We start from the raw sequence: 11,416 nt of genomic DNA on the forward strand, positions 1-11,416 counted from the left end.
AATGTGCAGCCCGCAAAGCAAAGAGCAAAGAAATTGGGTGAAGGTAGGCGCGGCCCTGTGATGTCTATCAGCCGTCAAAGGCATTGCGTAGCCAGTTCAGTTGGGCGTTTGAATCCGGGGTGCCGTCAATGGCGACTACATCGAAACGACAGGGGTGATTGGACCAGCGTGATTCGCTCTGCAGGAAAAGCTGCGCGGCTAGGATCAGTTTCTGGCGCTTGTGCCCATCGATGCTGCCCAGGGCGCCACCCCATTGTGTGTGTTGTCTGTAGCGGACTTCGACGAATACTACTGTATCGCCGTCAAGCATGACCAGATCAAGCTCGCCGCGCTTGCATAGCCAGTTCTGTGCCAGCAGGCGCAGCCCTTGCTGTTGGAGATGCCTGAGCGCAAGGCCTTCGGCATCTCGTCCGCGTTGTTGGCGTGATCTTTGGAGCATTAGCGCAACGTATCGGGCAGGCGGGTGACCTGACCGTTGATGAACTTGGCCCAGGGCAGCTGGCGTTCGATTCGTTGGCCGGCGGCTATGCCCAGGCTTCCGGATTCGCCTTCGATCCGGCTGTCGGGCAATGCCTTGAGCTGGCCCAGGCGTGGGGCCAGGCTGTAGGCGTCGGCGCCCATGGCGTACAGGCGGCCGAGGCTGCCTCCTGCCTGGGGCCATTGGGCTGTGACTTGACGGCGCAGTGGGCCGTTGGCATCCAGCAACCATGGCGTTTCGCAAAACATGATGCCGTTCATGTCGTTGTACTGGTTCTGGTCGCCGCTGGCGCTGAATACGGTGGAGGTGGCGTAGACAGGTACATCGCCGGCGTACTGGAAGTTCAGTGTCGGTTTGATCTGTTGTGCCTGCTGTGGAGTGGAGGCGAGGAAAATGAACTCGATGTCCTGGCGGCGCGATGGCTGGGCGGCCACTTGGCTGCCTACGGTGCTCTGCAGGCTCTTGGCCCGACCTTCGCTCTGGCGTAGCTGGAACAGGTTGGCGATCTGCTGGGCCAGTGCGACGGGTTGGTCGACGCGTTCGATACCGATCACGCTGCCGCCATTTGCTTCCCAGTCCTGGCGGAAGGCCTTGAGTACACGATCTCCCCACTCGCCTTTCGGCACCAGGACCGCCGCACGATGCAGGCCATCGGCCCGGGCGCGACGAGAGGCTTCGCGGGCCTCATCTTCTGCCGCCAGCCCGAACTGGAACAGTTGCGCAGGGCCTTGCTCGCCCTCGCCGTAGTTCAGGGCCAGGGTGGTGATTGGCAGTTGTGGGCGTGCGGCCAGCTGTTTGACCAGTGGTTTTTCCAGCGGGCCTACTACCAATTGCACGCCATCTGCCTGGGCCTTGCGATAGAACTCGTCCAGCGAGCTGATGCGCGAGCTGTCATAGAACTCGATGCTTGGTGGTTTCTGGCCAGCTTGCTGGGCGCGATAGTGGGCAGCCATGAAGCCTTCGCGCAGGGCCTTGGAGTACGAGGCCAGCGGGCCATCCTGGGGTAGCAGCAAGGCAATTTTCGACAGTGGCTGGCTGGCCAGCTCCTTGAGCTTGATCAGGGGGAGTGGTAGCTGAATGGCTGCAGGGTGCTTTGGATTCTGTGCTCGCCAGTTATCGATGGCGGTCTGCTGTTGTTCCAGGGTGCCTGCGGTCTTTACCGTCAAGGCCAGGCTCAGCCAGCCGCTGAGGTCATCGTTCCCGGCCGGTTGCAGTTGATCGGTGGGCAGGGCGGCGACCAGGGCCCAGATGGCCTCATGGTTCTTCGCTGCGGCGTCATCTTTAAGCAGGGGGGCAAGCGCTACGCGTTCCTTGGCGGCAGCCAGAGTCTGGCCATCGGCTTCGAGGGCGCGGGCGTGGATGCTGAGGGTGCGCACCTGCTGGGTTGCTGGCAGTTCGCTCAAGTGTTGCAGGCTGGGGTGGCCCAAGGCGGTCAGGGCAGCTTTGGGCTGGTTACGGGCCATGGCCAATTCAGCTGCCAGCGTGCTGGCGAAAATCTGCTGGGCAGGTTTGAGCTGGTCCAGTTGCACTTGTTGCAGGATCTGTCCGGCGCGTCCGGCATTACCTTGGCGATAAGCCAGGTCGGCGGCGCTCAGGCGCAATAGGGCAGCCTTGTCCGGGTTCTTGCTGGAGGCTGCCTCTTCGAGCAATTGCTCGATGCTGGCATCCGGTGTCCGTGGAAGTTCGCCAAGGCTGGAGGAGGGCGAGCTGGCGCAAGCCACCAAAAGGGTAGCCAGGCAGAGGGCAGTAAACAGCCGCAGGCAAGCGATCATGTAAGTGTTCCTGAATACTCGATCAAATTAACGTTGAATTGTACCCAAGCGCTGGCCGGGGCGCGATGTTACTGGTGATAAACCGTCGATTTAGCGCGTGCAGATGTTGCTGTATAGCATGGGGTCATTCGGGGGCAAGGTAATCGCCGAGCGGCTTGATGGGGCTTCAACGCGCTACAATGGATTCTTTTCCCGACCGCGAGGTGTGCGCTTTGACTGTTCCAGGTTCTATGAATTCCGTTGCTGGCTCGCTTTATGTGGTGGCGACGCCCATCGGCAACCTGGACGATATCAGTGCCCGGGCCTTGAAGTTGTTGCGAGAGGTATCGCTGATTGCCGCCGAAGATACCCGGCATTCTCAACGGTTGATGCAACACTTCGGTATCACTACGCCGTTGGCGGCTTGTCATGAGCACAACGAGCGAGATGAAGGTAGTCGCTTCATCTCGCGCCTCTTGGCGGGCGAGGATGTTGCACTCATTTCCGATGCCGGGACGCCATTGATCTCCGATCCTGGCTATCACCTGGTGCGCCAGGCTCGAGCGGCCGGGGTGACCGTGGTGCCGGTGCCGGGAGCCTGTGCATTGATTGCGGCGTTGTCTGCTGCAGGGCTGCCATCCGATCGTTTTATCTTCGAAGGGTTTCTGCCAGCCAAGGCTGCTGGGCGCCGGGCGCGCCTGGAGCAGGTTCGCGAAGAGCCTCGCACGCTGATTTTCTACGAGGCTCCTCATCGGATTCTTGAGTGCCTGGAGGATATGGAAGCGGTATTTGGTGCGCAGCGGCCTGCATTGCTGGCCCGTGAATTGACCAAGACTTTCGAGACCCTCAAGGGCTTGCCGCTTTCCGAGCTGCGCCAGTTCGTGGCATCCGACGCCAATCAGCAGCGAGGGGAGTGCGTAGTGCTGGTGGCGGGGTGGACTGCCCCGCAAGGTGAGGATGCGATCAATGCCGAAACGATGCGTATCCTGGACCTGCTGCTCAAGGAAATGCCGCTCAAGCGGGCGGCTGCGCTAGCGGCTGAAATTACCGGCGAGCGCAAGAATGTGCTCTATCAGGTCGCCCTGGAGAAACAGAAGGCGCAATAAATTGCGTAGCAGAGTGGCCAAAGGCTTTTATTGCTTGTCCTTGGGCGGCTCTGCCGTTAACCTGCGCGGCGGAGAGTCGATTGGACAGTCGCTGCCCTCTATGAAAATTAGAGGGGGGAGGAAAGTCCGGGCTCCATAGGGCGGAGTGCCAGGTAATGCCTGGGGGGCGTGAGCCTACGGAAAGTGCCACAGAAAATAACCGCCTAAGCACTTCGGTGCCGGTAAGGGTGAAAAGGTGCGGTAAGAGCGCACCGCACGTCTGGTAACAGTTCGTGGCTAGGTAAACCCCACTCGGAGCAAGACCAAATAGGGTTCCAAGGCGTGGCCCGCGCTGGAACCGGGTAGGTTGCTAAAGATGTCCAGTGATGGCCATCGTAGAGGAATGACTGTCCTCGACAGAACCCGGCTTACAGATCGACTCTCCACCTTTTCCTTCCCTGCTTGATTCAATAGCAGAAGCGTTCCTGTAATACCGAAAAATTCTTACTCTTAATAAATTACTTTAACTTTGAGCGGCAGCTTCTTGAGTTGTCTGAAGTTAATGCTTTGAAATGCCCTTCGAATTCTCGTTACCCCTCCTCTAAGTCTCCTAAATCTCCGTTCTATAAGGGTTTTCCGTCGCCGCGTGCCTTGACGGTGGTGTGGGCGCATTCCTATAGTGTGCGCAAGTGGCGGAAAGTGGCATGAAGTGGGTTTTTTGAGCGCAAAACGCTAAAATTTGGAGAAACGCTGACGTGTTTCGCGGAGCTAACGCTATCAGTCTCGATGCCAAAGGCCGGCTAGCCATGCCCAGCCGGTATCGTGACGAGCTCGTTTCGCGAAGTTCCGGGCAGTTAATCGTCACCATCGATGCCGTTGATCCTTGTTTGTGTGTTTATCCACTCGATGAGTGGGAGCTGATTGAAACCAAGCTGCGTGCACTGCCTTCGCTTCGCGAAGAAAACCGTCGCCTGCAGCGTTTGCTGATTGGTAATGCCGTCGATCTCGAACTCGATGGCAGTGGTCGTTTTCTGGTGCCACCGCGCCTGCGTGAATATGCCCATTTGGATAAGCGCGCGATGTTGGTGGGCCAACTGAACAAGTTCCAACTATGGGACGAGGATGCCTGGAATGCTGTTTCTGCAGCGGACCTGGCGGCTATTCAACAACCGGGCGCGATGCCTGATGAACTGCGTGATTTGATCCTGTGACTATTGATAGCGGCTTTAACCACATCACCGTACTGCTTGACGAAGCCGTCGAGGCTCTCGCGGTACGTCCTGATGGCTGCTATTTGGATGGCACGTTCGGTCGTGGCGGACATAGCCGCTTGATTCTCAGCAAGCTTGGTCCGGGAGGGCGGCTCCTCGGATTTGACAAAGATCCCCAAGCGATTGCCACCGGGCAAGCGCTAGCGGCCGAAGACGGCCGCTTTGTCGTTGTGCAGCGCAGTTTTGCCGAGCTGGGTTCCGAGGTTGCCAGTCGTGGCCTGGATGGCAAGGTCAGCGGTGTTCTGCTGGACCTGGGCGTGTCTTCGCCGCAGTTGGACGACCCTGAGCGCGGTTTCAGTTTTCTCAATGACGGTCCGCTGGACATGCGCATGGATCCGACCCGGGGTATCAGCGCTGCCGAGTTCATCGCGACCGCCCCGGTAGAAGAGATTGCCCGCGTATTCAAGGAATATGGCGAGGAGCGTTTTTCCGGGCGCATGGCCCGGGCCGTGGTCGAGCGTCGTGAGGTCCAGCCTTTTGAGCGCACTGCCGACCTGGCTGAAGTGCTCAAGGTGGCCAACCCGGCTTGGGAAAAGGGCAAGAACCCGGCGACCCGCGCGTTCCAGGGCCTGCGTATCCACGTGAACAACGAACTGGGCGACCTAGAGACCGGCCTGGAAGCTGCGCTGGAGTCCCTGGAAGTAGGTGGGCGCCTGGTGGTGATCAGTTTCCATTCCCTGGAGGATCGCATCGTCAAGCTTTTCATGCGTCGCCTGGTCAAGGGCGAGGCTGACAACTTGCCACGCAACCTGCCGGTGCGCTTCGAAGCCTTCCAGCCAAAAATCAAGATTCATGGCAAAGCGCAGTTCGCCTCCGAGGCCGAACTCAAAGCCAATCCCCGTGCCCGTAGCGCCGTCATGCGTGTCGCGGAGAAGCTGCGGTGAGCAAGCTTTTTGCCAAGCCACTCCCAGGCGGAAGCTTTTTCATGCTCCTGCTATTCATAGGCGTTCTGGTCTCCGCGATTGCGGTGTCCTACAGCGCCCACTGGAACCGCCAGTTGCTCAATACGCTGTACGGCGAGCTGAGTGTGCGCGACAAGGCGCAGGCCGAGTGGGGCCGGCTGATCCTGGAGCAAAGCACCTGGACCGCCCATAGCCGGATCGAAGTGCTGGCTACCGAGCAACTGAAGATGCATATCCCCGGCGCAGCCGAAGTTCGAATGGTGGCGCCATGAAGCTCGACGGTGCGCTCTATCCCTGGCGTTTTCGCGTGGTGCTGGGCTTGCTCGCAGTCATGGTGTCGGCGATCGCCTGGCGCATCATCGACCTGCAGGTGATCGATCGCGATTTCCTCAAAGGCCAGGGCGATGCCCGTAGCGTGCGGCATATTCCCATCCCTGCGCACCGTGGCCTGATCACCGATCGCAATGGCGAACCCCTGGCGGTAAGTACGCCGGTGACCACCCTGTGGGCCAATGCCAAGGAAATGCAATTGGCCAAGGACCGCTGGCCTGCCCTGGCCATGGCCCTGGGCCAGGACCCGAAGGCGTTGACCGAGCGTCTTGAGGCCCAGGCCAACAAGGAATTCATCTACCTGGTCCGGGGCTTGACTCCGGAGCAGGGCCAGGCCGTGCTCGACCTCAAGGTCCCGGGGGTCTATGGCATCGAGGAGTTCCGGCGTTTCTACCCGGCCGGTGAAGTGACTGCACATATGGTGGGCTTCACCGACATCGACGATCGTGGCCGCGAAGGTGTCGAGCTGGCCTATGACGAATGGCTGGCCGGAGTGCCTGGCAAGCGCCAGGTGATCAAGGACCGGCGTGGCCGGCTGATCAAGGACGTGCAAGTGACCAAGAACGCCAAGGCCGGCAAGCCCTTGGCGTTGTCGATCGACCTGCGCTTGCAGTACCTGGCCAACCGCGAGCTGCGCAATGCCATCGTCGAGAACGGCGCCAAGGCCGGTAGCCTGGTGATCATGGACGTCAAGACCGGCGAGATCCTGGCCATGGTCAACCAGCCGACCTACAACCCGAACAATCGCCGTAACCTGCAGCCGGCGATGATGCGCAACCGGGCGATGATCGATGTGTTCGAGCCCGGCTCGACCATGAAGGCCATCTCCATGAGCGCCGCGCTGGAAACCGGGCGCTGGAAACCCAGCGATACCGTCGAGGTCTACCCGGGCACCCTGCAACTGGGCAAGTACACCATCCGCGACGTATCCAAGACCGAAGGCCCGATCCTCGACCTGACCGGCATCCTGATCAACTCCAGTAACGTGGGCATGAGCAAGATCGCCTTCGATATCGGTGGCGAAACCATTTTCCGCCTGGCGCAGAAGATTGGCCTGGGCCAGGACACCGGCCTGGGCTTTCCGGGCGAGCGCGTTGGCAATCTCCCCAACTATCGCGAGTGGCGCAAGGCCGAGACCGCCACGCTGTCTTATGGCTACGGCATCTCGGTGACAGCGATCCAGTTGGTGCACGCGTTTTCCGCGCTGGCCAACAACGGGCGTATCGCTCCGCTGACATTGATCAAGTCCGACAAGGCGCCACAAACCGCCCAGGTAATCCCGGAGAAAGTCGCCAAGACCATGCAGGGCATGCTCCAGCAAGTGATCGAGGCCCCTCGCGGGGTGTTCCGCGCCCAGGTTCCGGCCTATCACGTAGCAGGCAAGAGTGGTACGGCGCGCAAGACTTCGGTGGGTACCAAGGGCTACGCCGAGAACTCCTACCGCTCGCTGTTTGCAGGCTTCGGCCCCATGAGCGATCCGCGCTACGCCATCGTCGTGGTCATCGACGAGCCGAGCAAGGCCGGTTACTTCGGTGGCCTGGTATCGGCTCCGGTATTTAGCAAAGTAATGTCCGGCACCCTGCGCCTGATGAACATCACTCCGGATAACCTGCCGACCACGCAGCAAGCCAACGCCACCGGTACCCCGGTGCGAGCCAATGGAGGGCGCGGCTGATGTCCCTTAGCCTGAACAAGATTTTTGCCCACGCCGGTCGCGATCTGCTGATTCGCGAGCTGACCCTGGACAGTCGCAATGTCCGTGCCGGTGACCTGTTTCTGGCTGTGCCTGGCGCCAAGTTCGATGGTCGCGCGCATATTGCAGACGCCTTGCAGCGTGGTGCGGCCGCCGTGGCTTATGAAGTAGACGGTGCCACTGTCCTGCCCCTGACCGATGTGCCGTTGATTCCGGTCAAGGGCCTGGCGGCACAGTTGTCGGACATCGCCGGACGTTTTTATGGTGAACCCAGCCGGCAGTTGAACCTGGTGGGCGTGACCGGTACCAATGGCAAGACCAGTGTCACCCAGTTGGTTGCCCAGGCCCTGGACCTGCTCGGTCAGCGTTGTGGCCTGGTTGGCACCCTGGGTACCGGTTTCTATGGCGCGTTGGAAAGTGGCCTGCATACCACGCCCAATCCTATCGCCGTCCAGGCAACCCTGGCTGACCTGAAGAATGCCGGGGCCAAAGCCGTGGCCATGGAAGTCTCTTCCCATGGCCTGGATCAGGGACGCGTGGCGGCCCTGGCCTTCGATGTGGCGGTGCTCACCAACCTGTCCCGCGATCACCTGGACTATCACGGCACCATGGAGGCTTATGGTGCCGCCAAGGCCAAGTTGTTCAATTGGACCGACCTGCGTTGCCGGGTGCTTAACCTCGATGACGACTTCGGCCGGCAATTGGCCCTCGAGCCACATGAGTCGAGGCTGATCACTTACAGCCTCGAGGACCCTGCCGCCCACCTGTATTGCCGCGAAGCCCGCTTTGATGACGACGGGGTGCGTGCCACGTTGGTGACGCCACAAGGTGAGCATCATCTGCGCAGCAGCCTGCTGGGTCGTTTCAACCTGAGCAATGTGCTGGCTGCGGTGGGTGCGCTGCTTGGCCTTGAATATGCCCTGGATGAAATCCTTGCGGTGCTGCCCAAGCTGGAAGGACCTGCCGGGCGCATGCAGCGCTTGGGCGGTGGTAGCCAGCCGTTGGTGGTAGTCGACTACGCCCACACCCCGGATGCCCTGGAAAAGGTATTGCTGGCCCTGCGCCCACATGCCAAGGGCCGCCTGCTGTGCCTGTTTGGTTGTGGTGGCGATCGCGACCGTGGCAAGCGCCCATTGATGGCCGAAGTGGTCGAGCGTCTGGCCGATGGCGTGCTGGTCACCGATGACAACCCGCGTAGCGAAGACCCCATGCAGATCTTCAACGATATTCGCGCCGGCTTCGCTGCTGCCGAGCAGGTGGAGTTCCTTGCCGGTCGCGGGCCGGCGATTGCTCACCTGATCGCCTCCGCATCTGCTGATGACGTCGTGGTCCTGGCAGGCAAGGGGCACGAGGACTATCAGGAAATCAATGGTCAGCGCCACGCTTTTTCCGATCTCGTCGAGGCGGGTAAAGCCCTGAGTGCATGGGAGGTGGCGGATGCTTAAGGCCCTGTCGCTCAGCGAAATTTCTGCGCCATTGGACGCCCGCCTGATTGCGGGCGATGCCCGTTTTAGCGGGGTGAGCATCGATAGCAGGGCGATCCAGGCCGGGCAGTTGTTCGTTGCCCTGACCGGTCCACGATTCGATGGTCACGATTATCTGAATGAAGTTGCCGGCAAAGGCGCCGTGGCGGCATTGGTCGAGCGCGAGATTCCCGATAGCACGCTGCCGCAGTTGTTGGTCAAGGATACTCGCCTGGCCCTGGGGCAGTTGGGGGCGCTCAATCGTGCGGCTTTCGCCAATCCGGTGGCGGCCGTTACCGGTTCCAGTGGCAAGACCACGGTCAAGGAAATGCTTGCGAGCATCCTGCGTACCCGTGGTCCGGTGTTGGCAACCCGCGGCAACCTGAATAATGATCTGGGGGCGCCCCTGACCCTGCTGGAACTGGCTGCGGAACATACCGCCGCAGTCATTGAGCTGGGCGCCTCGCGCATAGGTGAAATCGCCTACACCGTGGCCATGACCCGCCCTCACGTGGCAATTCTCAACAATGCCGGTACCGCCCACGTTGGCGAGTTCGGCGGTCCGGAGAAGATCGTCGAGGCCAAGGGTGAGATCATCGAGGGGCTCGATGCTTCCGGCATTGCCGTATTGAACCTGGATGACAAGGCATTTTCGATCTGGAAGGCCCGCGCTGCCGGGCGCCAAGTCCTGAGTTTCGCCATGACCAACAGTGCAGCGGATTTCTACGCCACGGATATAGGTCGCGATGCCCGTGGTTGCCCGTTCTTTACCCTGCATGGGCCCGCAGGCAGCGAGCAGATCCAATTGAATCTGCTGGGGAGCCATAACGTCGCCAATGCCCTGGCCGCTGCAGCAGCTGCCCACGCCATGGGTGTGTCGTTGTTCGGCATCGCTACCGGCCTGAACGCAGTGCAACCGGTCAAGGGTCGTACTGTCGCCCAGTTGGCCAGGAACGGCATGCGGGTGATCGATGACACTTACAACGCAAACCCCACCTCAATGTGCGCTGCCGTTGATATACTCGCCGGCTTTTCCGGCCGCACCGTCCTGGTGCTCGGAGATATCGGCGAGTTGGGCGAGTGGGCGGAGCAGGGGCACCGCGAAGTAGGTGCATATGCCGCAGGCAAGGTTTCGGCCCTCTATGCCGTAGGCCCGATGATGGCGCATGCCGTCGCCGCCTATGGCGAACATGCGCGCCATTTCACCAGCCAGGCTGACCTGATCGCAGCCCTGGGCGGCGAACAAGATCCAAACACCACCATTTTGATCAAGGGATCGCGTAGCGCGGCGATGGAAAACATCGTTGCGGCCTTGTGTGGTTCCCATCTTCAAGAAAAAGACGGAGTGAAACATTAATGCTGCTGCTGCTAGCGGAGTACCTGCAACAGTTCTACAAAGGCTTCGCGGTCTTCCAGTACCTGACCCTGCGCGGGATCCTCGGGGTACTGACCGCATTGTCTTTGTCACTGTGCCTGGGTCCGTGGATGATCCGTACCCTGCAGAACCGGCAGATTGGCCAGGCCGTACGCAACGACGGCCCGCAGTCTCACCTGTCCAAGTCCGGCACGCCAACCATGGGCGGCGCGCTGATTCTTTCGGCCATCGGCGTCAGCACCCTGCTGTGGGCCGACCTGCGTAACCACTATGTCTGGGTGGTCCTGCTAGTGACCCTGTCCTTCGGTGCCATCGGTTGGGTCGATGACTATCGCAAGGTGATCGAGAAGAACTCTCGCGGGCTGCCTAGCCGCTGGAAGTATTTCTGGCAGTCGGTGTTCGGCCTGGCGGCAGCGATCTTCCTTTATATGACGGCGCAGAGCCCGGTGGAAACCACGCTGCTGATCCCGATGCTCAAGGATGTGAGCATTCCCCTGGGTGTTGGCTTCGTGGTCCTGACCTATTTCGTCATCGTCGGTTCGAGCAACGCGGTCAACCTGACCGACGGTCTCGATGGCCTGGCGATCATGCCGACGGTAATGGTCGGCGGCGCCCTGGGTATCTTCTGCTACCTGTCGGGTAACGTGAAATTCGCTGAATACCTGTTGATTCCCTACGTGCCAGGGGCGGGTGAGCTGATTGTCTTCTGTGGCGCGCTGATCGGTGCGGGCCTGGGCTTCCTCTGGTTCAACACCTATCCGGCGCAGGTCTTCATGGGCGACGTCGGTGCGCTGGCCCTGGGCGCGGCCCTGGGCACCATCGCGGTGATCGTGCGCCAGGAAATCGTGCTGTTCATCATGGGCGGCGTGTTCGTGATGGAAACCCTGTCCGTGGTGATCCAGGTGGCTTCGTTCAAGCTGACCGGCAAACGCGTGTTCCGCATGGCACCGATCCATCACCACTTTGAACTCAAGGGTTGGCCCGAGCCACGTGTGATCGTCCGTTTCTGGATTATCACCGTGATCCTGGTGCTGATCGGCCTTGCCACCCTGAAACTGAGGTAGAAAC

At 60.5% G+C, this 11,416-nt stretch carries 10 protein-coding genes and 1 other RNA gene; 9 read left to right on the forward strand and 2 right to left on the reverse strand.

Going from position 1 to position 11,416, the window contains the following annotated elements; genetic code table 11:
* Nucleotides 1-67 precede the first annotated feature (67 nt).
* Entirely contained in the window at nt 68-439 is a 372-nt protein-coding gene (locus C4K39_RS22530) for a YraN family protein (RefSeq protein WP_068578827.1), read from the reverse strand.
* Nucleotides 439-2,250, reverse strand: a complete 1,812-nt coding sequence (locus C4K39_RS22535) for a penicillin-binding protein activator (protein WP_068578828.1) — start codon at nt 2,248-2,250, stop codon at nt 439-441. Before C4K39_RS22535 ends, C4K39_RS22530 begins: the two co-directional genes overlap by 1 nt.
* A gap of 230 nt (nt 2,251-2,480) precedes the next feature.
* On the opposite strand from C4K39_RS22535, the gene rsmI reads away from it, so the two are divergent.
* The 9 genes from rsmI to mraY all read left to right on the forward strand — a co-directional run bounded on the left by rsmI (nt 2,481) and on the right by mraY (nt 11,412).
* On the forward strand, nt 2,481-3,335 hold the full coding sequence (gene rsmI, locus C4K39_RS22540) for a 16S rRNA (cytidine(1402)-2'-O)-methyltransferase (RefSeq protein WP_164487312.1): 855 nt from the start codon (nt 2,481-2,483) through the stop codon (nt 3,333-3,335).
* Nucleotides 3,336-3,407: 72 nt separating this feature from the next.
* Nucleotides 3,408-3,761: RNase P RNA component class A (rnpB, locus tag C4K39_RS22545), an RNA gene on the forward strand.
* A gap of 308 nt (nt 3,762-4,069) precedes the next feature.
* Nucleotides 4,070-4,525, forward strand: coding sequence for a division/cell wall cluster transcriptional repressor MraZ (mraZ, locus tag C4K39_RS22550; RefSeq protein WP_068578830.1), 456 nt, complete (start codon nt 4,070-4,072; stop codon nt 4,523-4,525).
* The gene (rsmH, locus tag C4K39_RS22555) at nt 4,522-5,469 is read left to right on the forward strand and encodes a 16S rRNA (cytosine(1402)-N(4))-methyltransferase RsmH (protein ID WP_068578832.1); all 948 of its coding nucleotides are present in this window, start codon (nt 4,522-4,524) and stop codon (nt 5,467-5,469) included. Before mraZ ends, rsmH begins: the two co-directional genes overlap by 4 nt.
* Nucleotides 5,466-5,759, forward strand: coding sequence for a cell division protein FtsL (gene ftsL / locus C4K39_RS22560; protein ID WP_003171871.1), 294 nt, complete (start codon nt 5,466-5,468; stop codon nt 5,757-5,759). The genes rsmH and ftsL overlap by 4 nt, the downstream gene beginning before the upstream one ends.
* On the forward strand, nt 5,756-7,492 hold the full coding sequence (locus C4K39_RS22565; RefSeq protein WP_124347449.1) for a peptidoglycan D,D-transpeptidase FtsI family protein: 1,737 nt from the start codon (nt 5,756-5,758) through the stop codon (nt 7,490-7,492). Before ftsL ends, C4K39_RS22565 begins: the two co-directional genes overlap by 4 nt.
* Nucleotides 7,492-8,955 (forward strand): UDP-N-acetylmuramoyl-L-alanyl-D-glutamate--2,6-diaminopimelate ligase, encoded by a 1,464-nt coding sequence (locus C4K39_RS22570; RefSeq protein WP_124347450.1) that lies wholly within the window; start codon nt 7,492-7,494, stop codon nt 8,953-8,955. The genes C4K39_RS22565 and C4K39_RS22570 overlap by 1 nt, the downstream gene beginning before the upstream one ends.
* Nucleotides 8,948-10,330, forward strand: coding sequence for a UDP-N-acetylmuramoyl-tripeptide--D-alanyl-D-alanine ligase (locus C4K39_RS22575; protein ID WP_124347451.1), 1,383 nt, complete (start codon nt 8,948-8,950; stop codon nt 10,328-10,330). The genes C4K39_RS22570 and C4K39_RS22575 overlap by 8 nt, the downstream gene beginning before the upstream one ends.
* Nucleotides 10,330-11,412, forward strand: a complete 1,083-nt coding sequence (gene mraY, locus C4K39_RS22580) for a phospho-N-acetylmuramoyl-pentapeptide-transferase (RefSeq protein ID WP_068578841.1) — start codon at nt 10,330-10,332, stop codon at nt 11,410-11,412. The genes C4K39_RS22575 and mraY overlap by 1 nt, the downstream gene beginning before the upstream one ends.
* Nucleotides 11,413-11,416: the final 4 nt, after the last annotated feature.

Source organism: Pseudomonas sessilinigenes, assembly GCF_003850565.1.
GTDB lineage: Bacteria > Pseudomonadota > Gammaproteobacteria > Pseudomonadales > Pseudomonadaceae > Aquipseudomonas > Aquipseudomonas sessilinigenes.